Genomic DNA, 26,379 nt, shown 5'->3' with positions numbered 1-26,379 from the left:
CTTTTGCGTAAGCATATCTCAGAAGAAAAATATTATGAATCTATTGAAATTGTTCATAGACACCCCCCTATGGAAGCTATAATAAGGTAAAATATTCAATTTAACAACAGTATTTTACAATTTTTAATTATGATTCGAAAATAAAGAAGAAAGAAGAAAAACTCTGATGCTATAAGATCATTGAATTGAATCGCTAGAAATGAAAATATTGTTGCAAAAAATGGATAAATAAGTTTAAATATACTATATAAGTAATTCTATGTCGGGAAAACAGAGTAAAATCTACATGTTTCAGTGTTTTTCTGAAGGGAAGGGAGGTGATCTAACTCGTTTGTTGTAAGGGCTTTCAATATTGGGTTGAGAGGAAGCTTGCTTCACCGCGTTAGAAAAAAGTTGAACTTCAGCATCAAGCGTAATCCAGTGAAACTTCGAGAAACGCATACTTAAGTTTGACAAAATTGAGAGGAGAAATTGAGATGAAAAAACGTATTACAATCCTTTTAAGTCTTTCGATGATCGTTGCCATGATTGCCCCAACAATGGCTTTTGCTACGGATTCCAGCGAGGTTGGTGCTCAGAACACAACGTATGAATCTATGAATGTATCCGGCAATGACGCAAACAATGCGCTTGCTAATACTCCGGTGGTGCCGGCACCACCGGGTTTTGATGGCTATCGAAACAATATTCCGCACGGAAATACCAATCTGATATCCTATTACTCCACAACGGTGGGCAATACACGGAAAGCGACCGTGTATACACCGCCAGGATATTCTCCGAATAAAAAGTATAACGTCTTGTATCTCCTGCACGGCATCGGCGGGGATGAGCATGAGTGGGTCAATGCAATGAAACCCAAGAACATTTTGGACAACCTGTATTCTGAAGGTAAGTTGTCCCAGATGATCGTTGTCATGCCGAATGGCCGTGCCATGAAGGACGACCGTCCAGTCGGTGACATTTTTGCTCCGGACAAAGTGGCTGCGTTTGAACGGTTTGAGCAAGACCTGCTCAAGGATCTGATTCCTCATATCGAGGCCAATTATCCGGTGTACAAAGACAAGAATAGTCGTGCGCTAGCCGGACTGTCCATGGGTGGTGGGCAGTCGCTTAACTTCGGATTGAAAAATCTGAATACCTTCGCTTGGGTAGGGGCCTTCTCGGCTGCACCGAATACGCAATCTGTATCACAGCTGGTTTCCAACCCGGGACAAGTAGCCAGCCAACTCAAATTGTTGTGGATCTCCTGTGGATCAAGTGACGGTCTGTTATGGGTCAGCCAGAACTTCAAAAACGGCTTGAGCAGCATGAATATTCCGCATACCTTTTATCTGGATGTAGGTGGACACGAACCATCTGTCTGGAACAGTGGACTGTATCAGTTCTCTCAACGCATTTTCAAATAACTTAATTTGAATTAGCTTCTTGAAGCAATCGACAGGAGAAACAGGAATTCATATCGATATGTAGCCTCAGTTCTGTTCTGCACAGGGCTGGGGCTTTATGTTGGTTAGTGTGCGAATATGACATGATGAATGAGAGAGAATATGTTAGCATGAAGGAAGCAGATCCACATGGAGCGGGTAGTTAATTACATAGGTAGATACATGAAGGAGAGAAATAGGATGTTCTATTACAAAGGTGCATTCCGGGAAACGGACAATGTGATTTATTTCAAAAGTGAGGTTACCTTAACGGAGAACGATGTCGTTATATTTGGGGAGAAAACATATTTTATCGAAAGTGTGGAAAAAGAATTTCTCCTGCTTCAGCGGGTGGGCTCCATTGTTTCTGTGAGTCTGTGAAATCTTCGCAAGATCATCCCCTTTTTCAAGTGTACGTGCACTTCTGGGCCTCTGCCTACATACAATAGATCGACCCTGTTCCCACATGTGCTCAGGCCAGATCGTTGTAAAACTGCAGGAGGTGTCATCTGTGCCCGGATTGTTTACCGCAATTGCTCTATTCATTAAAGAGTTAACGTTACTCGTCTCGTATGTCAAAAATAATGCGTTCCCCCAGCCACTGGCTGAGGGTGATGAAGCCAAACATTTGCGCCTTATGGCTGAAGGAAATGCCCACTCTCGCAATCTGCTCATTGAACACAATCTGCGCCTCGTCGCGCATATCGTCAAGAAGTTCGACAATACGGGTGAAGATCAGGAAGACCTGATTTCCATCGGAACCATTGGTTTGATCAAAGCGATCGAAAGTTTTCAACAAGGCAAAGGCACGAAGCTTGCCACATTTGCGGCGAGATGTATTGAAAACGAGATACTTATGCATCTGCGTTCCCTGAAGAAAACACGCAAAGACGTATCCCTGCACGACCCTATCGGTACGGACAAAGAAGGCAATGAAATTACATTAATCGACATCCTTGGCACAGAAGCTGATGATGTTGTAGATCGGGTACAGCTCAAGATTGAAAAAAGCAAAATTTATCGCAATCTAGATATCCTGGATGACCGGGAGAAGGAAGTTGTAATTGGTCGATTTGGCCTGGAAGCAGGCGGGGAGGAACGAACTCAACGCGAAATTGCGAAGGAACTGGGCATCTCACGTTCTTATGTATCACGGATTGAAAAACGAGCGTTAATGAAGCTGTATCATGAGTTTTATAAGCAAAAGTAGTTGTCGAACAGACCAGAGGGCGCCTTTATCGGGAGCCCTTTTTACTGTGAAGATACTTAAAACTGGATCTAAATAGTATTAATTATTTGGGATTATGACCTAAATAAAGGAATTTCCATTCCCGTTGAAGAATATCTTGTACACAGACCAATTTAATATATAAGGAGTACATCATAATGAAGCAGCTTTTTCAGAAGATTCCAGTGTGGTATTTGTTAATCTGTATCATGGGGATGATTATGATCGTTTATAACATGTTCCAATCGTATTCAAGTGTTCTTAACTATATTGCGCTATCGATGATTAGTGTTGCAAATGCTATTCGAATTTGGAAAAACGAACGTTCATTAGCGATTACCTTTTTAGTTGTTGCCGCTCTATGCTTGGCTTTTATTTTAAAATACTTCTATAGATGTGTATTATCAGCATGACATGGCATGAGAATAACAAAGGAATGTACATAGGCTGATGAATAGTATGGATCGGATGCAACTTAAGTTTTAAAAGCCAGGGGCATGAAATAGGAGCATATGAAGAGGCCACCTTTTACAAAGGTGGCCTCTTTGCTGTGCAAAAAAAATATAAATGAGGGATATGTATTCTGAGCAGATTATTATATGATGAGTAATAATATTTTGCATCGTAGAGAGCATGTACAGAAAGAGAGTGGTGGTTGATCATGCAGCAAGAAACGTTAACAAGGGGATTAAAGAACAGGCATGTGCAGCTGATGGCCATCGGAGGTGCGATCGGTACAGGTCTGTTTCTTGGAGCAGGCAAAACGATCCAGCTGACAGGACCATCTATCTTGCTGGCCTATATTATTACGGGTGTTGTATTGTTCCTGATCATGCGTGCATTGGGAGAACTGCTGCTTAGCAACTTGAAGTATCATTCCTTTGTCGATTTCGTGCGTGATTACCTGGGAAATATGGCGGCATTTATTACAGGGTGGACTTACTGGTTCTGCTGGATTTCCATTGCTATGGCTGACATTACCGCCGTTGGATTGTATACGCAGTTTTGGTTTCCAAATGTACCTCAGTGGATGCCGGGGTTAATTGCGTTGGTCATATTATTAATCATGAACTTGGCGACGGTCAAGTTGTTTGGTGAAATGGAATTCTGGTTTGCCCTAATTAAAGTCGTGGCTATTCTGGCACTTATTGTTGTTGGTTTATATATGATCTTCAAAGGTTTTACCACGGATCAGGGTTCAGCCAGCTTCAGTAATCTCTGGAGTCATGGGGGATGGTTCCCGAATGGACTGCATGGATTCATCATATCGTTCCAGATGGTGGTATTCGCCTTTGTAGGCATGGAACTGGTGGGACTCACAGCAGGGGAAACGGAGAACCCGGAGAAGGTTATTCCGAGAGCCATTAACCAGATTCCGATCCGGGTACTGCTCTTCTATGTTGGCGCACTGCTGATTATTATGAGTATTTATCCGTGGAACGCCATTGTGCCTACTGAAAGTCCGTTTGTACAAGTGTTTGCCGCTGTAGGTATTACAGCCGCCGCAGGCATTGTGAACTTCGTGGTACTGACTTCCGCAGCGTCAGCGTGCAACAGTGCCATTTTCAGTACAAGCCGTATGGTGTTCTCCATGGCAAAGGATCACAACGCACCAGAATCATTTGCAAGACTGAACAAGAGGAAAGTCCCTTCCAACGCGCTGTTTTTCTCCACAATTGTTATTTTGATTGCAATTGTTCTGAACTATATCATGCCAGAAGGTGTATTTACGCTGATCACGAGCGTGTCGACCGTGTGTTTCATCTTTGTATGGGGCATCATGGTCATCTGTCATCTCAGATATCGTCGTACTCAGCCGGAACTGGCGAGTCGCAGCCGCTTCAAACTGCCACTATATCCGTTTTCGAACTACTTGATCCTGGCATTCCTGGCGTTTGTGCTAGTGGTATTGGCATTGGCCGATGACACGCGTGTGGCACTGTTTGTCACGCCGGTGTGGTTTATTCTTGTTGCGGGGATCTACCTTTTTAAAAAGAAAAATTTGAGCAGTAACAGACAGTAGGTCTTACCATCGTTGCCAAATAAATAGCCGCCCAATGATATTGGGTGGCTATTCGTATTTAAATTCTTGCAGCCTCTCTGCCTTCACGAATGCTCGCGTAGATGGCATCACAGATATCGGTGGTATACTGGCCCGACATCCCTTCAAGTGCCGTGTTGGTGAATGCTGCAACACTAAGTTCTTCTTTTGGATCAACAAACCAGGAATGGCCGTAAGTTCCACCCATTCGCCACGTACCCGGGGATTCCGGTGTACCAGCTGCGACAGGATCTTTAAGTACGGTAAAACCAAGGCCAAACCCTCTGCCTGGCCAGTATGGCATCACGAGATCCCCGATTTGATTGGTAGACATCTCAGCCGCAACGGCTTCTGTAAGGAGAGGCTGTCCTCCTTGTCGTAATGCTTCAAGTAAAGTAAGAAAATCTCCGGTACTTCCAACCATACCCGCTCCGCCCGATAAGTAAGCAGAAGTACGATTCGCACGATTGGGTGACAGTCGGAAGCCAGCAGTACCCTCAATAAAAGGAATCAGCTCCAACTCCTGATGAAGAAGACGCGGTTCTTCAGTACCATTAGCATATGCGGCTGTCAATCGTTCCGAATCTACCGCAACAAAGTCAGTGTCGGTCATGTGGAGTGGATGAGTAACCAGCGTTTGGACAGCTTCTCGTAGTGACATCCCAGTTACCTTTTCGATAACGGCACCAAGTACATCTGTCGCAATGGAATATCTCCACATGTTGCCTGGCTCATACAGAAGAGGAGCAGAAGCCAGTCTTTGCAGATTCTCCTCCAGACTAATTTCAGACCAATCCATTCCGTCCGATACTCCTGCAACCTCATAGGTCCCCTGATCTTCTTGGAAGAAACGGTATGTCAAGCCTGCGGTGTGCGTCATCAGCTGATGTACTGATATTAAAGCGTCCTGACCATTAGCAAGTTTGGGCCGGAATGCAGGAAGCCAGCGTGTCACCGGATCATGCAGACTCAGCTTTCCTTGTGAGATTAATGCCAGAGCTGCTGTCGAGACAATAGGTTTGGTTACGGAAGCAAGTCGAAACAGAGCGTTTTCCGACATGGTGCGTTTTTGCTCCCTGTCTGCGAAACCAGCAGCCCGGCTATATACCAGTTCCCCTCCTAATGCAACCTGTACAACTGTTCCTACAATTCTTTTTTCGCTTAGAGCGCGATCAATAGCTTCATCCACATAAGTGTGCAATGTCGTCATGTCTTCTTTTCCCATGTTTATCTTCCTCTCACCAACTGATGTATTTGATTTCTCGGGATAACTGTGTTTATTATATAAATGATTGATCTTGTATTACATGGTTTGTTAAAGGCATTATAATGGATTAGCGAATATACTTAAGGTAATTTCTGAATGTATCTTATGTATTTAAAGGAGAGGATCACATGGACGAAATAGATCAGCATATTCTGTATCACTTGGAGAATCAGGCGAGATTATCCATGACCGAACTAGGCAAACTGGTGGGGTTATCTCAGCCCGCCGTTACTGAACGAGTCAAACGAATGGAAGAAAAGGGAATCATCGAGGAATATCGAACCGTAATCTCCCCATCCAAATTGGGCAAGCAGAGCACGGCCTATGTTCTTTTTCGTACGCGGGATTGTTATCCTTTTCTGGATTTCTGTCGTGCGTCACCTGAAGTTGTGGAATGTTATCGGATAAGCGGAGAGTACAATTACTTGCTGAAAATCCTCACAGATACCATTCAGGGACTCGAGGAGTTTCAGAACAAGTGTGATCCGTACGGTACTTACATGACTTTAATCACCATGTCTTCTCCAATTGCACATAAGAATCTAGTGGAAGGACCAAATCTGTTGGCACAGGCAGAATAAGATTCTGGTCTTTAAAATGAAAAACAGAAGAGGAGTCCACATCAAGTGAACTCCTCTTTCCTCCTGCATGTAACTCATGCAAAATGCCTTCCTGTTAATTTGCTCTGGTAAATCCATATTTATAAGCACGCATAGCTACAAGCAACGCAGGAATAAGCAAGATAAACAGCGCCCCAGAAAGGTATCCTGCTCCAAATACTTCAAGAAGGATGCCCCCGATGATGCCTCCTCCGCCAATCGCCAGATTCCATGCTGTAACCAGCATCGATTGGGCGACATCTGTGCTTTTGCCTCCGGCTTGAGCGATGGCAGTCTGTAACAGTGTCGCGGCTCCGCCAAACGTAAGTCCCCAGATCATGACGCCAAGGATAATAATCACAGGTTGATGAGTAGCGATTCCCATCACGACAGAGGCCAGAGCGAATGATGCCAAGCTAATGATAACCAATCTCCTTAAAAATCGGTCAATGAGCATGCCGGTTAACCAAATTCCAACAATGGAAGTAAAACCGAAAATGAGCAAAATCAAGTCGACTCTGTTAGCAAATACGGTCTGGGCAAGGTAGGGAGAAATATAGGTATATAGGATGTTATGGGCAAGCATCCAGGCCAGAACAACAAACAGAATAGGCCTAACTCCCGGAATTAAAAACACCTTATGCAGCGGAAGACGTTCACCAGCTGGCTCTCCGGCAAAATCCGGCATTTTCCAGAGAACCCATACGATTAAAGCTACGGTCAGAAGAGATACAATCGCGAAGATGAGGCGCCAGCCGATATAAGAACTGAGAAAACTACCGATTGGAACACCAAGAGCTAGTGCCACGGGTGTGCCGACCATAGCCACAGCCATGGCTTTACCTTTTAACGAATCCGGGACCATTCGACGAGCATAACCAGCTGTCATGCCCCATAACACACCCGCAGAGACTCCCGCCATGAAACGAGCAGCAAGTGTAAGGATATAATCTGACGATAAGGCGGTAACGGTGTTAAAGACAAGAAAACCACTAATGCATACTAACAGTAGAGGTCGGCGTCTCCATCCGCGTGTAGCAGCAGTCAAGGGAATGGCAGCAACAAGTGATCCAATGGCATAAAGAGTCACCAACTGTCCTGTGAGGGCTTCTGTGATCCCCAAGTCTTTTGCGATTTGCGGCAGCAGTCCCGCAGGCAAGCTTTCAGTGAGGATGCAAATAAATCCCGCCATGGCTAATGCAAGAAGCCCAGCCCACGGAAGGCGTTTTGAAGATATGGAAGGAATCTCCCCTTGGTTTGGGAGGGATGTGTGAGCGGTCATGAATAAAACCTCATTTCTTATATTTTAATCCTATCCAGAACTATGCATATAAGCTTATCTGAAAAAATCAAACTTTTGCATACAGGATTAAAGGTGAGAAGGAGGTTTTAACATGATTTTTAATTTAATTTGTGAGTTTATCCGTTAATTTAGTATGTTCTAAAGTCAACTGAAAAAAGAGCAGTGAGAATGTCTTCTCCTGCTCATTGGCTCAAGTCACTACTTGATTGGATTAGCCTTCATTTCCTGTCCCATATTCTCAATGCCATCCAGAATTTGATATCCATAACCCCAGAACTGGCTGAAATCTGTGACATAGATCTGTTTGTTCTTGATTGCGTTCATACTTTGCAGGGCAGGGTTGGCATACAGATTCTGAATCAGCTTGTCGATATCCGGTGAACCGGCATACGCGGACAAGAGCAGGTAGTCCGGGTTCGCTGTGATCAGTTGCTCTACACTAACTTCACCTTGCACACCATCAAACGTATTTTTCAGCTTCAACAGGCTAAATGCATCAAGCTGATACGTATCGTTCTGCATGCTGCTTACCGTAATGGTGTCTTCTGTAGCGGGTACGATATAAGCAAAAGTATGATCAGGCTGATCGGCTACACTTGCCTTAATGGCTGCAACACGAGTCTTCAGACTTTCCGTGAATGTTGCGGCATTATCTTGAACATCGAAGATCTGCCCAAGTTGTGCAATATCGCTATAGAGGCTATCTAGTGTGCCTTTGTGATTCGTCGTTTGCAGGAACGTCCGTATATTCATGTCATTCAATCCATCGACCGTACCCACGCCCCAGTCTGCATCAGCGAACAGGTCGCCCCGTCCGAGTACCAGATCCGGGCTTGCGCCTACGACCAGCTCTTTACCTACATAATCCTTGGACAATACCGGAATTTTGGCGAAATCATCAGCCACATCGGGTGTAACGGAACCATAAAGAGCAGCAACACCGACCATTTTATCGGTCAGACCTAATTTGATGAGCATCTCAGCCGCAGACTGGGTATTCGCAACAACACGTTCAGGTGCTTTATCGAATACTTGCACTTTGGGTTTCCACTCGCCACCCTCACCCGAGATCGTGAAATTCTCAATGGTGAGCGGGTACGTCGTTTTATTTGTATTCTCAGCAGGAGCTGAAGTTTCTGTCGTGTTAGTTGTTGAAGTTGTTTCTTCGGCAGGGGAAGAAGTTGAAGCATTCGAACAGGCTGCAAGTAGCAGTAACAGGAGACTTAGAGCAGCGATACCAATGGTTCTAGATGTGAATTTCATTAAATGACGAACCCCTTTTCTATGTGTTTTAAATTGACAAAGATAATCATTCTCAATTATAATCCGAGAAAACACATTGTAAATAGCTAAATTTAATTTGTTCTACATTTTACGCGAATTGATGGGGGAAGAGATGGCACAGACGGTTCAGGTTCAGACACAGCGTATGGGGAAAAGAGAGTCTCTGATTCATAGTAAATCCGGGTTTGCTTTACTGATTGCAGCTTTAATCATGATTACGCTTATATCCGTAGGTATTGCAGTTTCCATTGGACAGGTACAAATTCCACTGGCGGAGTCATATCGTATTCTTTTATACAAATTAACGGGATTTCAGTGGGGGACAACACCCATTGAGGCAGGTTCCTTTACCGATATCATTTGGCAGATTCGTTTCCCGCGTGTGCTGATGGCGATGTTTATCGGCGCAGGCTTGGCCTTGTGCGGTGCTGTTATGCAGGCTGCTGTGCAGAATCCGCTCGCTGATCCTTACATACTAGGTATATCCTCAGGTGCTTCACTTGGAGCAACCTTTGCAATTCTTATTGGATTCGGTGCGATTGGGTGGCTAGGTCAGACGGGGGTGGCTTTCTGGGCCTTTGCCGGTGCGATGGGTGCGTCCTTACTGGTCCTGACTTTGGCAGGGATTCGGGGGAAAATGACGTCGGTCAAGCTGGTGCTTGCGGGAATGGTGATTAACGCGTTATGCAGCGCTTTTTCGAACTTTATTATTTATTTTGCCAACAATGCTGAAGGCATCAAAACGGTGACGTTCTGGACCATGGGCAGCCTGGCGGCTTCCGGATGGAACAAGCTTCCACTCGTGGGTATCGTCGTGCTGGTGGCGATTCTATTTTTCCTTTTACAGTCCAGAGTTCTTAATACGATGTTATTGGGGGATGAAGCAGCCGTTACACTGGGCATTAATCTGAGTGTGTACCGCAGGGTGTACATGCTGTTAACCGCTTTGGTGACAGGTGTTATGGTGGCGAGCTGTGGCATGATTGGTTTTGTCGGCCTCATTATTCCGCATATCGTCAGAGGTCTCGTGGGTTCCGACCATCGTAAGGTGATGCCTGTATCTGTGCTGTTTGGAGCCATTTTCCTCATCTGGACGGATGTTATTGCACGATCCCTCATATCCAGCGTGGAGTTGCCAATCGGTATTATTACGGCCATGATTGGTGCACCAATGTTTATGTATATGCTGGTCAAAAAAGGCTACGGTTTTGGAGGAAATTAAAGATGAAGCTGAACGTAGAAAATGTATCCATCTCTGTGCTGAACACGGACATCATCAAGGATATTTCATTACAGGTGAACGGTAAACAGTTCGTTGGACTGATCGGACCCAATGGTTGTGGCAAGTCAACACTGCTCAAGAGCATTTATAAAGTGATCAAACCGCAGCAAGGTAAGGTTTTTCTGGACAATACCGATATTCTCAAATCCAGTCCAAAGCTTGTTTCCAGACACATGGGCGTTGTTGGCCAGTTTAATGAATTGAGTTTTGATTTTACGGTGCGTGAGATGGTCATGATGGGCCGTACCCCACACAAAAAAATGCTGGAGACGGATAATGAACGGGATCATGAAATCGTAGAGCAGGCTTTGGAAAAAGTACATCTGACTGGACATGCAGACCGCAATTACGTGTCTTTGTCTGGTGGAGAGAAACAGCGTGTGGTCTTGGCGCGTGTCTTGGCACAGCAACCCCAATTCTTGATCCTGGACGAGCCAACGAACCATTTGGACATCAAATACCAACTTCAGATTCTAAATATTGTCCGTGGACTCGGCATTGGCATACTGGCAGCGCTGCATGATCTCGAACTCGCCGCAGAATATTGCGATTATCTCTATGTAGTGAAAAAGGGCCAGATTGTGGTCCATGGCAAACCGGCAGATATTCTGACTCGCGAGATGATTGGTGAGGTATTTGATGTCGATTGTGAAATCTATACAAATCCAGTTACGGGTGGCCTGGGTATTGCATACCTGAGTACACGTTGATTGGGGCTATATCTTTGTTTGGATGACGTGGAGAAATATTCGAAATAATCAATTGAAATGAACATAGACCGTACCTGTTGGAGCGATGTTGTTGTTGTTGATTGCTCGCAGGGCCGGTCTTTAATTTTTGATGGGGCTAGGAGCGTCTATTGAAGCTTAGGATCAACGGGATGAGCATGAGCACCTTTGCTGACTTCTTGGAAAATATCGGAGGAGTTATCGATATGCGTTGAAGACTTACTGCTCTTGTCTTGTTGGGAGTGTTCTCCCGGTGCTGGGCTACTACCTGTAATCGCATAACTTCGTAAGATCTCTTCCAGATCTCCAATCGTCACAGGACGAGCATGTCGTTTCAGGACATAACCGAGTTGACCATTGGGTTCCACCGTCGCCGTCTCCAGATCATCTACACTTGTAATTCCGTGCTGTCGCATATGCATCTCAAGCTGATCCATCGTATAACGCATGCGTTTCAGATTCGGGATAATGACCTTTCCGTCCTCTACCACGATTTTGGAACTGCCACTCATTAACCGTTCAAAAATATTAAATTTCAATTGCAGTTGTTCCACTACAAGCAATGTCAAAATGAAGACCGATGCTGATCCAATCGCTTTGCCAAGCTCATGATTTGCGATGGGTTGTACAATCGTTGTTCCGATGGAGATCATGATGACCGTTGTGGCGACACTCATCTGTGAGATCGACTTGCGTCCTGCAATTCGCAGCAGAATCATGCCGATAAGTACAAGTAAAACAGATTTCCATATCCAGTCCATACGTATATTCCTTTCTATTCCAGTATGCGCTTTGCTTGTTAGGCTGTTCTGGAGTTGGAGGAATTATGCAGATGGCTAAATCCATAGCTTTCATTCCGCCCACCGGATCGTTTACAATAGGGTATTGATGAAGTGAACAAAGGAGCGGGTTACAGTGGCAAAACAGAAATATTATGTTGTCTGGGAAGGCAAGAAGCCGGGTGTGTATAACACATGGGCAGATTGCAAAGCGCAGACGGATCATTATACTGGAGCAAAATATAAATCCTATGAGTCCAAAGCAGCCGCAGAAGAAGCGTATCGTGCTGGCTGGAAAGGGAACTGGGGTTCAAGTGCAGGCGGAGCGTCGAAGACAAAGTCGGCTGGTAGCGGAAGAAGTGCTGGCATGGAAACGTCAGAGGAAGTGGATTACGACAGCGTCTCTGTTGATGTGGGCACACGTGGTAACCCCGGACCTGTAGAATACAAAGGGGTAGACACCCGCACCGGTGAGGTTATTTTCTCCGTCGGACCGATCTCCAAAGGCACGAACAATCTGGGCGAATTTTTAGCCATTGTACATGCCCTCGCACATCTGAAAAAAGAAGGCAGTACCAAAACGGTGTATACCGACTCGGTCAATGCCATGAAATGGCTAAAGCAGAAAAAAGTAGCCACAACGTTGCCAAGAGACAACTCCACGGAAGAGATCTGGCTGATGATTGATCGTGCGGAGCAGTGGCTCCAGACGAATACGTACAGCAATAAAGTGCTAAAATGGCAGACCAAGCAGTGGGGCGAAATCAAGGCAGATTACGGCCGGAAGTAGGAATTTTTCCAAAGGATGCCTCCTTTATTTCTGGTCTATTAGAATCGTTATTTACAATTTCCAGTTTCCGCTCTATAATCATCTGAATATGATTAGTTAAACATATGGAGGAGCCTGTCATCTGCAGGCCCTCTTTATCTTTTTGGTCCATTGATTAGCAAGTCCATTCAATAGAATGGGGTATTTGAGTATATATTGCAGGAGGCAGACATGAGTTCCATTTATAGAAGTGAAGAAGGCAAGAGCAGCATACTTGAAGAGTATGAGATTTATTTGAACGAGTTGGGTGAGAAATTTACTCGGGAGTATGTAGAGACGCGTTTTGGCAAGACGCATGTTTTACTGACGGGTCCTCTAGATGGCAAGCCGTTATTTATTCTCCAAGGCGGTAATTGTGTGAATCCGATGACGTTGTCATGGTTCTCTTCTTTATTTAAAGAATACCGGATTATTGCTCCTGATACGATTGGGCATCCTGGTTATAGTGAGGAAGCGAGTATCTCGACACGGTTTGATAGTTTGGCATTATGGGTATCGGATCTGCTGGATCACTATGATATCGAAAAGAGTGCATTTATCGGCCCATCGTTTGGAGGAGGCATTATTCTCAGACTGGCTACCTATATTCCGGAACGCATCTCGTGTGCTGTATTGGTTGCTCCTGCGGGTCTTGCGGTCAATTCCAAAATTAAAACAGCTCAGGATATCACGTTGCCACTCGTCAAGTATCGCATGACGTCTTCACCATCTTCTTTGCAAAAAATTACGGACAACATGTCGTGCAACTGCATGAAAGAAATGGATAAAAACATTATTGGTAAACTTTTTAAATACGTCAGTATAGATCAGGATCTGCCCAAGCTTACGGAGCGGGAAGAACTGGTGAATTATACGTCACCAACCTTGTTATTGGTAGGGGAGAAGGATGTCTTTTTCCCTGCGGATAAGTGTATTGAGCGAGCTCAAAAGATTATTACGAATGTAAAAGCCATCAAATATGATACAGGACATTTTCCTTCACAGGACGTATTGGTTCAGATGAACGAGGAAATAGGACGTTTTTTACAGAATAATTATTAATAAAAGCTGTAAATGAAGGATGGGAAATGTTTTTCTCCAGTTTAATAAAGTAATTACATCCATCTGTCGATACTCTATATAAGAGAATGCTTTTCTTCTATAGAATAGTGTGGATAGGGATTAGCAGTAGAACGAAGAAGGCTTGATATCATTAATATTTAAATATTTCGCGTGAAGGTGTTTCAAATTGCATCATTTGGTTTAAATGTATAGTTGGCGATGAATTGCTGACTGGTTAAACCAAGTGATGCATTTACGCGGAAAGTCTTCCGATCGACAAGGTTGAAAAGAGGTCTGTTATGAGAAAAGACAATTGTAAAATGACATTGCAGCGCAATGTGATTATAAATGATACATATCAGGTAAGACAGGTATTAGCCAGCAGTGAGTTGGCTATTGTATATGCAGGGCGAGATCGTAATACAGGTGCCAAAGTAGCCATTAAGGAATTTTTTCCACAGAGAATGGCTGAACGGCAGGCAGACAAGCGAGGGGTGTTCTGCTCTTCACGAGGATACGGTGGGCAATATCAGGAGTTACTGGCTGCATTTCTGCTCGAAGGTGAACTGTTATCGAAACTGGATCATCCCCATATTGTATCGTATATGGATCATTTTGAAGCGAATGGTACGGGGTATCTGGTTATGGAATACTGCACGGGAATCACATTGACCGAGTATTTGAATGAACATAATCATGCTCTTGATGCTACTTTCATAACGGAGACGCTGCTTCCACTGGTGGATACATTGGATTACATACATAAGCAAGGCATTCTTCACCGGGATGTGAAACCTTCCAACATTATGGTTATGGAGGACGGTACACCCAAACTTCTGGACTTTGGCTCAGCTACCCGTTGGCCTATGCAATCCGGAGAGAAACAGGTGATATTTACATCGGCAGGTTATTCTCCGCTGGAGTTTTATTCGGAGAAATCTAGTCAAGGACCGATGTCGGACATCTATAGTTTGGCAGCTCTGCTCCATTATTGGACATGTGGGCAACCCCCTATGGACGTGAAACAGCGGTTGTTCCAGGATGAATTGCCATCTGTTCGCTCACATAATGAGTATGTGAATCCTTGGCTCGCTCGTGTTATTCATTGGGGGTTGACGGTTCGTTCTGAGAAACGCTGTGCTTCCTTAGCTTGGGTCAGAAGCTCGCTGCGAGTTCAAGCCTGGGTATGGAAAGTGCGCAAGCCAGGTACAGTGGAATGGTCTTTAGCCGAGAATCAACATACGCAGGTCTATGAAGTGGAGCCGAAAAAGCAACATGAGACGGCGTAAGCAGTCATGACCTATGTTGCTAAAGTAGATACGCTTAAATGAAAGCATAACCGTTAAATAGGTGTAAAATAGAAACAAGCCAGTTCTTACCCGTACATATGGGGCGAACTGGCTTGTTTCTTTTATAGTTTATAGAATACATCATCGTTTACCAATGTCATCTATTCGAGATATACGTTAAAAAAGCTCACATGCCTCGTTCTGTTTAGAACAATGGTGTGAGCTTTTTTTGCGTTTTTTATAAAGATTTTAAATTGAATCCAAACAAAAATTAACAAAAAAAGTAATTTATTTTTGAAAAAACTCTTCATTTTCGAAAGTGATTTTAGGTCTAAAGAAACTTGTTTATCAGTTTAAGTTGTGAATAAAAGGATAGAATCCTGAATTCGTCAAATAAAGTCACTAAATTAGATAATTCGGTCTATTTATATGTAAATTTTTCCGAAGGGTAACAAACTGATTCATCTATTAACCTACTCAATTACCCCAATTTACATCCCCTACGCTGCGGAATACGATAAGCCTAATCTGATCGTAAATCGCAGGAGGTATGAAATGAAACGAAAATCAACCCGATGGTTATCCGGTTTAGTAGCAGCAGGAGTCATATTGTCTTCCATGTTCTCCTTTCCTGCTTACGCAGCACCTTCTTATGGTCCTCTACAGCAGAGTGAAAGCGCTAAGTCCATTCTACAATCACTTACGCCAGAAGAAAGACAAGCTTTGAACCAGCTTCAAGTCATGGATGGTGAAGTGATCGACCCCAAGGTGAATACCAAAAGTAACGATTTGGTCCAAGTGATCATCCAATTCAAAAGTGAACCCGCTGCCGTTGCATTGAAACGGGCTAGACTAGTCAATGAGAAGTTGTCAGAGCTTACGGCCGCAAGCAGAGTAAAACAAAATCATCAGCAATTCAAGCAGCACATTAAGTCATTGCAGCAGAAGAGAGGGCTATCTTATGATGCTGCCTCGATCCAAATCACTCAGGAGTATGAAACCGCACTAAATGGTGTTGCGTTAACAGTCCCTGGCGTAGCCGTAGAAGACTTGATGAAATCCGGAGTTGTGAAAAAAGTATGGGCTGACCAGGAAGTGGTACTTGATCTGCCAGAGACAGACACATCAAGTGAATTTGCATCTGCATCCGGAATGCAACCTCGAATGGCTGATAGTGTGCCATATCTTGGCATAGACAACCTTCATGAAGAGGGCATCACTGGTAAGGGAATCAAAGTGGGTGTACTGGATACCGGAATTGATTATAATCATCCAGATTTAACAGGGGCGTATAAAGGGTATCGCGCTCATGCGGGTGAGGATCCAAAGCAAGTTGATCCAACGACAGTTAAAGGATGGGACTTTGTTGATAACGATGCTGACCCGATGGAGACGACCTATAAAGATTGGGAAGATTCAGGTTATAAGGAGCAAGGTGTATTAGCAGAAGATTATTATACTTCCCATGGAACACACGTATCGGGAACCATCGCTGGTCAGGCCAAAAATGACGTGGGGTATGCTGTAAAAGGTGTTGCTCCAGACGTAGACTTATATGTGTATCGTGTACTTGGCCCTGGTGGAAGTGGTGAGATGAGTGGCATTATTGCCGGAATTGACAAGGCCATTGAAGATGAACTTGATGTTATCAATCTATCCTTAGGGGCTGCCACGAATGATCCGCTGGATCCTTCTTCGATCGCACTGAATAATGCGATGCTGCAAGGCGTGGTGAGTATGGTTGCAGCTGGTAATGATGGACCCAATGAAGGTACTTTAGGTACACCGGGAGCAAGCGCGCTGGCCATTACGATTGGTGCTTCCGATGTTCCGTTAACCCTTCCTACGGCTACTGTGACTCTGGACGTGTATAACAATCCAGGCGAGGGAGAGACAGAGGAACCACCTGTAACGGAAGAAGAAGAACCTGTTCAGGGTGGGGAAACATCTGTAGAGGAAGAAGTGGCACCCGCAGAGGAAGAAGAAGCGCCACCAACAGCAGAAGAACCATCGGCAACAGGAGAAGAGACACCAGCAGCAGATGTAGAAACTCCACTATCAGTAGAAGATTCACCTGATGCAGAAGTAGAAGCACCACCAGCAGCAGAAGAAACACCTGTAGTAGAAGAAGAAGCGCCAGCAGAAGAAAATGAAACACCTGTTGCAACTTATACTGAGGTGTTACCTCTGTTTGGTAAAGATTTTACTGACGATCTGACCACACTTGAAGGCAAAACCTACGAACTTGTTTATGCAGGGCTTGGTAATGCTTTTGATTTTGAAGGTATTGATGTGCAAGGCAAAGTGGCCCTAATCACTCGGGGAGATATAGCACTCGATGCCAAGATTGTCAACGCAAGAAAAGCAGGGGCGGCAGCAGCAATTATATATAATAATGTTGAAGGAACAATCCCTAATTATTTGGGTGAAATGAACGGGTATATTCCTACATTCCAAATGATGAGAGAGCTTGGAGAAAAACTAAAAGAGTTGAACGGTGTGACGGTCACCTTTGGCGCAGCAGGCCAAACCGTTACGGAAGGCAATAAACTGGCCGATTTCAGTTCCCGAGGTCCAGCTGCCGTGAATGATGATATTAAACCTGATATCGTAGCTCCGGGCGTAGCTGTTTTTTCAACCTATCCTGTATTTGTGAATGATCATACGGGCGAGAATTATAATATTGCCTATGCACGAATTTCGGGTACTTCCATGGCAACCCCGCATATGGCGGGTATTGCTGCACTTATGCTCCAGGCACATGAAGAATATACACCTTTTGATGTGAAGACTGCTCTTATGAATACGGCTGTCGATCTGGACGGGAATTATTCCGTGTATGAAGTAGGTGCAGGCCGAGTAGATCCGTACCGGGCAGTCCACACATCCGTATTTGCCAAAGTTCAGGATAAAACCATTCACTTCTCGAATGACGAATCCATCCTTATTGATGAAATTACAGGTTCCATCGTATTTGATAGTGCATATTTGGAAGAAAACGGCCGGAAAAACGTATCTGACAGCCGGACAGTTAAGATCGAGAATAAAGGGGACCGTACCAAAACATATAACACTTCCATGAAGCTGTTAAACGATATGAACTTAAATGTTCATCTGCCAGAATCCATTACTGTAAGTGGCGGAAGTACGGAAGAGATGACTGTTTCAGTGGATATACCACAGGACACGCCAAGTGGTCGATATGAAGGATATGTATATCTGGATACGGAAAATGCGGCGGATCATATTCAGATCCCATTCTCCATCCGTATTAGTGAAAAGGGCATTAATTCCGTGGAATTGATTCCACCATCCATCACAAACGATACTCCATTTCACCAGTTCCTGAATCGTATTACACTGAGTGCTATTCAATTGGGAAGTCCCATTGATTCTGTGGATGTATTGCTGAAGGATCGCGAAACAAACGAGGAAATCGGGTTTGTAGGTACCTTGAATTCGCAGTCCATGCTTCCGGGAGTGGAATATCTGATGCTGAATGTGTTTAGAGGTTATGCATTTCCGATTGAAAACGGGGAGATCTCCAACGTTGCACGTTTTGTCCCTGAGGGCAGCTACACACTTGAGTTCATCGGGGCGGATTCGGACGCCAAGCAGTATTCATACGAAACATTGGTAGTTGTGGATAATACAGCCCCCGAGATTGATTTGGGTATAGAGCCTGGCGTATACGAGCTCAATGATAGTATGCTCACAGAAAGGGAAGGTGGACAGGGCGTCTGGTATGATGGCACAGCTATCGATTCAACAGTTCAAACCTTTGTTGATAATGGGATCACTACTTATGATCAATCTTCCAATCGTATCATTTTCTACGAGAATGGCAGTCCTTTCTATTCGGGCGAATTGTCTGTTTCCAAAGATGGAAACATATCATTTGGTATTACCAAAGAAGAATATGATAATGGTTACGAACTTCGACTCTTTGGATTGGATGCGGGTACAGCGGCAAATGCCGTTAAGGCCCATCGCTATGGGTTTATCTCTGAGGGCAAACCTTATGTGACCAGCAAATATGACAAAGATGAAGTGCGTAAAGGAGATACCATTACTCAGACCATTCAATTGAACGATGTCGAGAAGTTAAACGGTATTTCGTTTACCCTGGAATCGATGTATGACTACAAACAATTTAAACGGATTGAACCAACGCTTGAACTGCAGGCATTACTGGATGCAACAGGTGCCGAAGTGAAATTCAGTGATCCTGTAGTGGACCAAAGAGAACTCAGCTTTGAGGCATCCATCTCAGGTGGGTCCTTTGAAGGAATCACAGGGGATCTTGATTTGTTCCAGGTTGTCTTTGATGTAACCAAGGATGAATATTATTTTAAGAAAAGCGACGTACCATTACTTGAAGTGAAATATACGACTGTTGGTATGAAAGAGAACGAAGAGAAATTGGCATTAACCGCGTTTAACCCAGACAGTTATGAAGTGATCTCCAAATCATCAAGAACATATGGTTTTGTACGTCCAGAAGCTTTTATGGTCGATGGAGAGTATCTGGATTTTGGAAATGACTATTCGGAAATGGGCATTGAAGTTTATGCCGAGACGGCTTCCGGTGAGAAATATGAGGGGACTGTGCAAAATTATGGTGAGTTCCTTATCGATGGGATTCCGGCAACAGGAGAAATGACGACCATCTACACACGAGTTCCGGGTCATTTACCTTCCAAGCTGGCAGTGGTTCTGAGCAAGACGATTGATGGCGAATATTATGGCATCAATCAAATGAACTCGTCTGACTTTACGTATGCAGGAGATATTAATGGGGATGGAGCCATCGATATCTATGACATGGAGCTTGTAACGAAACATTATCATACTTCGGATGAGATCGCCGATATTGACCAGGATGGCTCTGTAGGAGACGCCGAAGTGAATTATATTACGAATAACTTTGGAATGACTGCTAACTATTCTACCAAGAAGCCTGTTTTGCAAATTGGGGACAAAGACTTAGGGTACTTCCTCAATAAAATTCAGGAAATGAACAATGGTGGTTCTGGTAATAATGGGGGCGGTTCGGGAAATAACGGTGGCGGCGGATCTTCTACGACCCCTGCACCTGTCCCAACCACAGACCCAGATCCAAGTCAAAATCAGGTCATTACAGAAAAAGAATTGAAAGCAGTGACAAACGGTACCGCAAACGTGGATATTACGGTCGGTAAAAAGATTGAGCTGCCTGTTAATGCGGGGGATTTGTTGGGTGCGAATTCACTCACAATTTCTCAGCAAGGTGTACTATCACTCACCATTCCATCTAGCGTATTGAAAGAACTGCAAACCAAAGGAGGTTCTGGTGCTGCTGGTGGCAAGATCATTTTGGATATAATGAAACAAGATGTGAAAGCACCAGAAACAAAACAAGGTCTCACATGGACAACCGCAGGTGCTGCTTATGACGTTGAACTGTATCTCCAGGTTTCCAGTGAGAAATTATCTCTGTCCTCGCTTCCTGAAGATGTTACTCTGACACTCTTTTACGACAGAAGGTTAAACAGCGATCTGATTGGAATGTATAATGAAGATTCATCTGCGGATCAATGGGATTACGCAGGTGGGATCGTTGATGAAGAGAAGGGTACCGTTACTTCCCAATTGTCTGATATGGGCACGTATGTAGCGTTCGCTTACGATAAATCCTTCGAAGATGTGGCCCCAACGCATTGGGCAAGTGAAGCCATCAAGTCTCTTTCGGCGAAACATGTGCTGACAGGCAAAACAGAGACTGCGTTTGATCCACAAGGTCAAACGACTCGTGCCGAATTCGCCGCTTTAATCGTGAGAACCCTTGGTTTAGAGGTGAAAGGTAACGATTTGCCATTTGGTGATGTGAGTAAGGATACCTGGTATGCAGACAGCGTGGCTGCGGCATATCAAGCAGGTCTGGTTCAGGGAATAGCGAATGATAAGTTTGCTCCGACCCAAACCATTTCACGTGAAGAAATGGCAGTGCTCATGATGAGAGCATACGAATACCAATCCCAATCCCAATCAAGTCATACCCAGCCGGCTGATGCCGGTTATACGGATGAAGCAAACATTGCATCTTGGGCAAAAGAAGCTGTGGCAAAAGCTTCCGAGCTTGGTGTAATGAACGGTTCTACTGGTGGGCAATTCAAACCGAAAAATAGTGCTACACGTGCCGAAACGGCCCAAACGGTTCACAATTTACTTTCGTTGCTGAAATAAGAAGTACAATGATAAGAGGTTCCTCCAGCATTAGGAGGCCCTCTTATTTTTTTGTTATTTTACCTAGTTGAGTTCCTAAAATTCTCTTCCCAAGTACATCAGACTCCAATATATAACTGGCAGAGTCCATATTCGAACCCTATAATTAGGAATAAAATGATGGATTAAAACGAGGTGTAGTGATGATTGAAGGGAAGATTATTAAATTTTACCGGGAGAAGAATAAACGAACTCAAGGCGAACTGGTGAAAGGGATCTGTTCAGTCACACATCTGAGCAAAATTGAACGGGGAATGACAGAGTATTCCCAAGAAATTATGGACATGCTCTGTGATCGACTATGTATTGATATGGCAAGGGAAGTAGCGAGATATCATCAAATGAATGATCTGCTGGATTCATGGCAAGAGGCCATTATTATGCAGAGAACTGTCGAAGCTATTCGTCTCAAAGACAAGTTGGAAGTGGAACCGTTAAAAGGTATACCTGACCTGCGTTTATCCTATGACTTGCTGCAGATCCGATTTTACTTGTTTATGAATAATATCGATGAAGCCGAGAGACTTATAGCCGAAGTTGAGATTCCGGATGAATCGGAGCATTCATATGAACATTATTTTTATCACCATGTGATGGGGATTTATTATTTCCTTACAGGACACTATAGCAAGTCCATTCAGACGTTAACTTCAATTAATCAGTCCAAATATACGAATCATGAGTATTTTTATCATTTGTCTCTGGCATATCACTCGATATATTCAAATATTACGTCGTACTATTACGCCGAGAAAGCTATCCAGCATTTTCGGAAAACGCTCAATATGGTGAGGATCATTGACACTGAAACCATTATGCTGGTTCAGCTCAATTCACGTGAGTATCATGATTTTCCTGAGACGAAACGCAGATATGAGAATCTGATTCGGATTAGTGATGATTGTGGGCTCCCTGACCGAAAAGCAAAGCTGTTGAACAATCTGGGTTATGAATATAACCGGCGGAAGCAATATGAGGATGCTGCTCACTGGTACAGGCAAGCGCTTGATATCATTCCGGAGAAACAACCGTTATACCTGATGGTACTCAATAATTACATAGAATCGAATAGGCTAGGGAACCTCATTCCTGCAAACAAACTGTTGGACATGTCTTTGGAAGCTTTGCATAATTCTAAACTTATTTCAGACGCAAGTTATATGGAATTGGAACTCCAGTCTGTCATTTTACAAGGGCAGGAGCAAGCGTATTATGAAATGATAGAAGAGCGAATTCTTCCTTATTATCGTGAACTTGGTTCCCAGTATCTTGCTGAACGTTATGAAGAGATATTGTTTCATTATTATATGGATCATGGTGAGAAGGACAAGGCGCTCAGGCTTGCAAAAAATCGTTTCGAATCACAAGCGACTTCACTTATATAAGGGTAATATAAGAGTAAGAGAAGTGTCGACGACCTATGAGTGGTTTGAAACGAACACCCCAACTCCGATACAATGTTCTCATAGAGTCTGAGAGAATGGATCAAATACGGTGCAGAAATGGAGAAAACCAATATGACTGAATTTATCAACGCTGACGATATTAATGACGTAATTCTGGCTGCGGCAGCAAACGAGCTGGAGCAGATGGTGGACAAAATGTGTGAGCTGATCGGCACGCCTTTGGAACAGACAACAGAACTGGAGCGTCAGGTCATGGCTGCTTTTGGTTTTGGCGCGGTGTATGGCATCACTCATCGGGATCAGCTGGCGGAGCCGCAGGCCCATGCCTTGAGCATTCGGATGCTGATTAAACCGTTTAATTACAGTGAACAGCAGGCGGTTGATTTTGCCGATGATCTGATTCGGGTGGCTTCTGATCGTGAGGTTCATCCGGTGATGAATACGATTATCCAACGTGGGATTGATGGACACCGCCAATTCAATCAGGAAGATGATGAAGGATTGGAACGTAACATTCAGGAGATTTTAACCGCGGTTCAATCGCAAAAATAGACGGTTTTATTAGATGTGGGAGATGATTGCATTGGATCTGATGAAATTAAGCAAGGAACTCTCATACGCTCTGCGACATTCACCATGGGAGTATGAACTGGAACTGGACGAAGAGGGTTGGGTGGAGATCTCGCAATTGCTGGTGGCTTTACATGAAAGTCCGCAGTGGAAGGGAGTCACGCAAGTTGATCTGGAGCAGATGATTCAAGCCTCGGAGAAAAAGAGACATGAAATCCGTTCTGGCCGCATTCGGGCATTGTATGGACATTCGACCCCCCATAAGATATCAAAGTTATCTGCTGAGCCACCGGAAACTCTGTACCATGGGACCCCGGCACGCGCAGTGCATTCTATTATGGAACATGGCTTACAGCCACGGCAAAGGCAATATGTACATCTGTCCGCAGATATCGATACGGCCAATCAGGTGGGACGAAGACGGGATGATCAGCCTGTCATTTTGAGAATCAATGCTGCTCAAGCGGCCACAGACGGAATCCTTTTTTATTATGGAAACGAAAATATCTGGCTGGCCGATCACATTCCCGCACGTTATATTGTTGAGCAGTGAGCAGTGAGCGATGAACTGTTGTGGAAAACATAAATACCTATCTCGAATTACAGCAGTCACAATGAATGGGTTGAGTGTACAGTCATCCGTTCAACGGGGATATCGTTGTATTGATCGTTAGCTACACCAAACCAAAAAAAGGGACGCATCCAACATTTGTTGGTGTGTCCCTTTCTCATATTCAAAACTTACTTGCCTACAATTGCTTTAATACTTTCGCTAAGTGGCTGAGCCGGACGGCCAAGCAATTTCTCTAAAGTATCACTCTCTACAGCCAATGCGCCTTCACGGATGGCACTTTGCATATCAACAAGCATCGATACGACAAAGTCTGGTAGACCTGCACCTTTCATGATGTCGGCGTAAGCGGCATCGTCCACGTTTTGCACGTTGATTTCCTGCCCAAGCACTTCACCAACAATGGCAGCCAGTTCAGCTTGTGTGCGTAGTTTGCCGGACAATTCATATACGGTATTCTCATGTCCTTCGCCTGCGAGTACAGCTGCTGCAGCATGGGCGTAGTCACTGCGGGTAGCCCAGCCTACTTGGCTGTTGTTGGTGGCATGAACCCAAGGTGCACCTTGCGTAGCTGCTTGCACACTGCCTGCTTCATTTTCCAGGTACCAGTTGTTGCGCAGGAAGGAATACGGAATGCCGGATTCACGAATAGCTTTTTCTGTAGCGCGGTGAACTTCCGCCAGGGAAAGGGTATTTTTTTCTGCATTCACAACGCTTGTATAAGCGATGAATCCCACACCTGCGCTCTTGGCAGCGTCAATGGCAGCCTGATGTTGGCGAATACGCGTTTCATTGTCACCATCAGTTGAGATGAGCAACAGACGATCTACACCGGCAAAAGCTTTCTTCAACGTCTCCGGTTGATCGAAATCACCGTGACGCACGTCAACCCCTTGAGTGCGGAGTGCTTCCGCTTTTTCCGGATTACGTACACTTACTGCCAAACCTTTGGCAGAATCCGTTTTTAACAATGCCTCTACAACCAGTGAACCCAATTGACCTGTTGCGCCAGTAACCAAAATTTTCATTTTCTTTTCCTCCTAGATATGTGTTTTGTTTGCATATGGATGTAATCAAAATTGTTATAACAGGTGTGATTACAACGAAAGGGTTAAAAAAAGCTCATTATGAGCTTTTTTATTCAGAGACATGAATCTGATCCATCATCTGTTGTATGGTTACACGATTCAAGCGCTGTTCCATGGCTGTCTGAGCCTCAATGAGTTCGGCACGCAAGGTGTGTTCAATCATGTTGCCAACCGGACATTTCGGATTCGGATGTTTGTGAAAGTTAAACAATTCCCCATCCTCCACGACCTCAAGCGCTCGATATACATCAAGAAGGGTAATGTCGGCTGGATCTTTCAACAAGGAAGCACCACCCACACCGGGTCTGACGTCAATCAGTCCAGCCTGTTTCAGCTTGGACATAATCCGCCGAATAATCACGGGATTTGTATTCACACTCTGCGCGATCACATCTCCGGTGCATTCATTGGGCATAACAGCGATCAGGGACAGGGTATGAACCGCAATGGAAAAGCGACTGCTGATTTGTCTCATGGGATAATCACCACCGTTGTAACTATAATAGTTACAAAGCGGTTGGATGTCAATTCCTTTATATTATATTTTAATGGATAGTTGCTGTTGTTCTGGAATCGTAGATAATCAAACAGATGATAATTGAACTATCACCTATGTCAAATAAATGAGTTGTGGTTCTTTTGAAGCGTTAAAAAAGAAGTAGGTTTCAAACCTTTTAATGTAATAATAGGGCTAAATTCCTATTATTTTCAAGTTAAATGGAACTATATGGTTTTCTTGTTTGCGTACAGAAGAATAAAAATGACAAAATCTTCGACAAAATAGAAAATTATGTATTAATTGACAAATGTAAAAGCGATTATATAATGTGTTTAACTACAAGATTGTACATTTAGTTACAAATGATTCCAAATAACAAACGGCGGGAGTGGGACAGGCATGTGGTTTTTGGTTCTATGGTTGTTAGGTCTAATTTCAGGGGGAGTACACCTATATGTGTTAGGTTTTCCCGGGGAAATGAGCGAGATTAGCAGAGTGTTGCTGCTTCATCAGTTTGTGGTTACGTTTGGATTGGTTGGAGTGATTGGTTATGTTGTCAACATTGCCAGAGCGGATCAGACAGCCAAAATGTTAGGATGGCCTGGTGGACCATTTCAGGTTAAATACGGTTTTTCCCAGGTAGGGCTTGGAGTTATGGGGATTATGGCCATCTGGTTCCAAGGGAACTTTTGGGTTGGTGTATTGGTAACGATGTACATATACGGATTAAGTGGTCTTTGGTCTCATACTTATGTCATGATTAAAAATCGCAAGGCAGATGGAGACAGTATCGGGAATCTCATTATGGATGTGGTGTATCAAACGTTTATCACGGTTCTCTCCGTATTGGCTGGTGGAATCTGGGTAATGCACTAAGCTGAATT

The 26,379-nt window shown here is 44.1% G+C and carries 21 protein-coding genes; 15 read left to right on the top strand and 6 right to left on the bottom strand.

All coding sequences use genetic code 11. The features are described 5' to 3' along the window. The first annotated feature begins 476 nt into the window (after positions 1–476). The 4 genes from MHH25_RS21835 (at position 477) to MHH25_RS21820 (ending at position 4,678) form a co-directional block, all read left to right on the top strand. Positions 477–1,409 carry an alpha/beta hydrolase-fold protein gene (locus MHH25_RS21835; RefSeq protein WP_076318821.1) on the top strand — a complete coding sequence of 311 codons (933 nt, stop codon included), beginning with the start codon at positions 477–479 and terminating at the stop codon, positions 1,407–1,409. A gap of 219 nt (positions 1,410–1,628) precedes the next feature. Next, positions 1,629–1,808, top strand: a complete 180-nt coding sequence (locus MHH25_RS21830) for a hypothetical protein (protein WP_100528529.1) — start codon at positions 1,629–1,631, stop codon at positions 1,806–1,808. 130 nt (positions 1,809–1,938) lie between these two features. Further along, a complete protein-coding gene (gene sigK / locus MHH25_RS21825) occupies positions 1,939–2,637 on the top strand; it encodes an RNA polymerase sporulation sigma factor SigK (RefSeq protein ID WP_017687130.1) in 699 nt (232 codons plus the stop codon). A 679-nt stretch (positions 2,638–3,316) separates the two neighbouring features. After that, on the top strand, positions 3,317–4,678 hold the full coding sequence (locus tag MHH25_RS21820) for an amino acid permease (RefSeq protein WP_340018025.1): 1,362 nt from the start codon (positions 3,317–3,319) through the stop codon (positions 4,676–4,678). Positions 4,679–4,736: 58 nt separating this feature from the next. Here MHH25_RS21820 and MHH25_RS21815 read toward each other — a convergent pair whose 3' ends face one another. Continuing rightward, positions 4,737–5,921, bottom strand: a complete 1,185-nt coding sequence (locus MHH25_RS21815) for a serine hydrolase domain-containing protein (RefSeq protein ID WP_340018024.1) — start codon at positions 5,919–5,921, stop codon at positions 4,737–4,739. 170 nt (positions 5,922–6,091) lie between these two features. On the opposite strand from MHH25_RS21815, the gene MHH25_RS21810 reads away from it, so the two are divergent. Further along, positions 6,092–6,544: an Lrp/AsnC family transcriptional regulator gene (locus MHH25_RS21810; RefSeq protein WP_017687134.1), complete on the top strand. Its 453-nt coding sequence runs from the start codon at positions 6,092–6,094 to the stop codon at positions 6,542–6,544. 94 nt (positions 6,545–6,638) lie between these two features. Here MHH25_RS21810 and MHH25_RS21805 read toward each other — a convergent pair whose 3' ends face one another. Together MHH25_RS21805 and MHH25_RS21800 are read right to left on the bottom strand one after the other, a co-directional pair. Further along, positions 6,639–7,844, bottom strand: coding sequence for an MFS transporter (locus tag MHH25_RS21805; RefSeq protein ID WP_340018023.1), 1,206 nt, complete (start codon positions 7,842–7,844; stop codon positions 6,639–6,641). 219 nt (positions 7,845–8,063) lie between these two features. Next, positions 8,064–9,128, bottom strand: coding sequence for an ABC transporter substrate-binding protein (locus MHH25_RS21800; RefSeq protein WP_340018022.1), 1,065 nt, complete (start codon positions 9,126–9,128; stop codon positions 8,064–8,066). Positions 9,129–9,294: 166 nt separating this feature from the next. On the opposite strand from MHH25_RS21800, the gene MHH25_RS21795 reads away from it, so the two are divergent. Both MHH25_RS21795 and MHH25_RS21790 read left to right on the top strand, forming a co-directional pair. Continuing rightward, the gene (locus MHH25_RS21795; RefSeq protein WP_211081028.1) at positions 9,295–10,371 is read left to right on the top strand and encodes an iron ABC transporter permease; all 1,077 of its coding nucleotides are present in this window, start codon (positions 9,295–9,297) and stop codon (positions 10,369–10,371) included. 2 nt (positions 10,372–10,373) lie between these two features. Then, complete coding sequence (locus MHH25_RS21790; protein ID WP_047843839.1) at positions 10,374–11,141, top strand: ABC transporter ATP-binding protein; 768 nt, start codon at positions 10,374–10,376, stop codon at positions 11,139–11,141. A 146-nt stretch (positions 11,142–11,287) separates the two neighbouring features. Here the strand turns inward: MHH25_RS21790 and MHH25_RS21785 are convergent, their stop codons facing one another. Continuing rightward, on the bottom strand, positions 11,288–11,920 hold the full coding sequence (locus tag MHH25_RS21785) for a DUF421 domain-containing protein (protein WP_340018021.1): 633 nt from the start codon (positions 11,918–11,920) through the stop codon (positions 11,288–11,290). A gap of 154 nt (positions 11,921–12,074) precedes the next feature. Here MHH25_RS21785 and MHH25_RS21780 point away from each other — a divergent pair, with 154 nt between their 5' ends. From MHH25_RS21780 to MHH25_RS21750, 7 genes are all read left to right on the top strand, one after another. Further along, positions 12,075–12,728 (top strand): ribonuclease H family protein, encoded by a 654-nt coding sequence (locus MHH25_RS21780; RefSeq protein WP_340018019.1) that lies wholly within the window; start codon positions 12,075–12,077, stop codon positions 12,726–12,728. Between the two features lie 210 nt (positions 12,729–12,938). Next, the gene (locus tag MHH25_RS21775) at positions 12,939–13,808 is read left to right on the top strand and encodes an alpha/beta hydrolase (protein WP_339186366.1); all 870 of its coding nucleotides are present in this window, start codon (positions 12,939–12,941) and stop codon (positions 13,806–13,808) included. Between the two features lie 299 nt (positions 13,809–14,107). After that, entirely contained in the window at positions 14,108–15,097 is a 990-nt protein-coding gene (locus tag MHH25_RS21770) for a serine/threonine-protein kinase (protein WP_340018018.1), read from the top strand. Positions 15,098–15,652: 555 nt separating this feature from the next. After that, positions 15,653–21,322: a S8 family serine peptidase gene (locus MHH25_RS21765; protein WP_340018016.1), complete on the top strand. Its 5,670-nt coding sequence runs from the start codon at positions 15,653–15,655 to the stop codon at positions 21,320–21,322. A gap of 182 nt (positions 21,323–21,504) precedes the next feature. Then, complete coding sequence (locus MHH25_RS21760; protein WP_340018015.1) at positions 21,505–22,746, top strand: transcriptional regulator; 1,242 nt, start codon at positions 21,505–21,507, stop codon at positions 22,744–22,746. 132 nt (positions 22,747–22,878) lie between these two features. After that, positions 22,879–23,319, top strand: coding sequence for an Imm48 family immunity protein (gene imm48 / locus MHH25_RS21755; protein WP_053061631.1), 441 nt, complete (start codon positions 22,879–22,881; stop codon positions 23,317–23,319). A 31-nt stretch (positions 23,320–23,350) separates the two neighbouring features. Continuing rightward, on the top strand, positions 23,351–23,890 hold the full coding sequence (locus MHH25_RS21750; protein ID WP_047844448.1) for an RNA 2'-phosphotransferase: 540 nt from the start codon (positions 23,351–23,353) through the stop codon (positions 23,888–23,890). Between the two features lie 188 nt (positions 23,891–24,078). Here MHH25_RS21750 and MHH25_RS21745 read toward each other — a convergent pair whose 3' ends face one another. Both MHH25_RS21745 and MHH25_RS21740 read right to left on the bottom strand, forming a co-directional pair. Beyond that, on the bottom strand, positions 24,079–24,936 hold the full coding sequence (locus tag MHH25_RS21745; RefSeq protein ID WP_340018014.1) for an SDR family oxidoreductase: 858 nt from the start codon (positions 24,934–24,936) through the stop codon (positions 24,079–24,081). Positions 24,937–25,045: 109 nt separating this feature from the next. Then, on the bottom strand, positions 25,046–25,471 hold the full coding sequence (locus MHH25_RS21740; protein WP_036668516.1) for an Rrf2 family transcriptional regulator: 426 nt from the start codon (positions 25,469–25,471) through the stop codon (positions 25,046–25,048). Between the two features lie 423 nt (positions 25,472–25,894). On the opposite strand from MHH25_RS21740, the gene MHH25_RS21735 reads away from it, so the two are divergent. Further along, on the top strand, positions 25,895–26,371 hold the full coding sequence (locus MHH25_RS21735; RefSeq protein WP_026080959.1) for a DUF6790 family protein: 477 nt from the start codon (positions 25,895–25,897) through the stop codon (positions 26,369–26,371). The last annotated feature ends 8 nt before the right edge of the window (positions 26,372–26,379 follow it).

The sequence above is a fragment of the Paenibacillus sp. FSL H3-0457 genome, assembly GCF_037981725.1.
GTDB classification, from domain to species: Bacteria; Bacillota; Bacilli; order Paenibacillales; family Paenibacillaceae; genus Paenibacillus; species Paenibacillus amylolyticus.
The sequence above is the reverse complement of the archived record's forward strand: the minus strand, read 5'-3'. Positions and strand labels throughout refer to the sequence as shown.

What these genes read in the sequence shown, in the direction of transcription:
- MHH25_RS21830 (WP_100528529.1), top strand. Translation starts at nt 1,629, where the DNA reads ATGTTCTATTACAAAGGTGCATTCCGGGAAACGGACAATGTGATTTAT.
- MHH25_RS21805 (WP_340018023.1), bottom strand. Translation starts at nt 7,844, where the DNA reads ATGACCGCTCACACATCCCTCCCAAACCAAGGGGAGATTCCTTCCATA.
- MHH25_RS21820 (WP_340018025.1), top strand. Translation starts at nt 3,317, where the DNA reads ATGCAGCAAGAAACGTTAACAAGGGGATTAAAGAACAGGCATGTGCAG.
- MHH25_RS21800 (WP_340018022.1), bottom strand. Translation starts at nt 9,128, where the DNA reads ATGAAATTCACATCTAGAACCATTGGTATCGCTGCTCTAAGTCTCCTG.
- MHH25_RS21815 (WP_340018024.1), bottom strand. Translation starts at nt 5,921, where the DNA reads ATGGGAAAAGAAGACATGACGACATTGCACACTTATGTGGATGAAGCT.
- imm48 (WP_053061631.1), top strand. Translation starts at nt 22,879, where the DNA reads ATGACTGAATTTATCAACGCTGACGATATTAATGACGTAATTCTGGCT.
- MHH25_RS21835 (WP_076318821.1), top strand. Translation starts at nt 477, where the DNA reads ATGAAAAAACGTATTACAATCCTTTTAAGTCTTTCGATGATCGTTGCC.
- MHH25_RS21740 (WP_036668516.1), bottom strand. Translation starts at nt 25,471, where the DNA reads ATGAGACAAATCAGCAGTCGCTTTTCCATTGCGGTTCATACCCTGTCC.
- MHH25_RS21760 (WP_340018015.1), top strand. Translation starts at nt 21,505, where the DNA reads ATGATTGAAGGGAAGATTATTAAATTTTACCGGGAGAAGAATAAACGA.
- MHH25_RS21765 (WP_340018016.1), top strand. Translation starts at nt 15,653, where the DNA reads ATGAAACGAAAATCAACCCGATGGTTATCCGGTTTAGTAGCAGCAGGA.
- MHH25_RS21735 (WP_026080959.1), top strand. Translation starts at nt 25,895, where the DNA reads ATGTGGTTTTTGGTTCTATGGTTGTTAGGTCTAATTTCAGGGGGAGTA.
- MHH25_RS21810 (WP_017687134.1), top strand. Translation starts at nt 6,092, where the DNA reads ATGGACGAAATAGATCAGCATATTCTGTATCACTTGGAGAATCAGGCG.
- MHH25_RS21795 (WP_211081028.1), top strand. Translation starts at nt 9,295, where the DNA reads ATGGGGAAAAGAGAGTCTCTGATTCATAGTAAATCCGGGTTTGCTTTA.
- MHH25_RS21790 (WP_047843839.1), top strand. Translation starts at nt 10,374, where the DNA reads ATGAAGCTGAACGTAGAAAATGTATCCATCTCTGTGCTGAACACGGAC.
- MHH25_RS21770 (WP_340018018.1), top strand. Translation starts at nt 14,108, where the DNA reads ATGAGAAAAGACAATTGTAAAATGACATTGCAGCGCAATGTGATTATA.
- MHH25_RS21775 (WP_339186366.1), top strand. Translation starts at nt 12,939, where the DNA reads ATGAGTTCCATTTATAGAAGTGAAGAAGGCAAGAGCAGCATACTTGAA.
- MHH25_RS21785 (WP_340018021.1), bottom strand. Translation starts at nt 11,920, where the DNA reads ATGGACTGGATATGGAAATCTGTTTTACTTGTACTTATCGGCATGATT.
- MHH25_RS21745 (WP_340018014.1), bottom strand. Translation starts at nt 24,936, where the DNA reads ATGAAAATTTTGGTTACTGGCGCAACAGGTCAATTGGGTTCACTGGTT.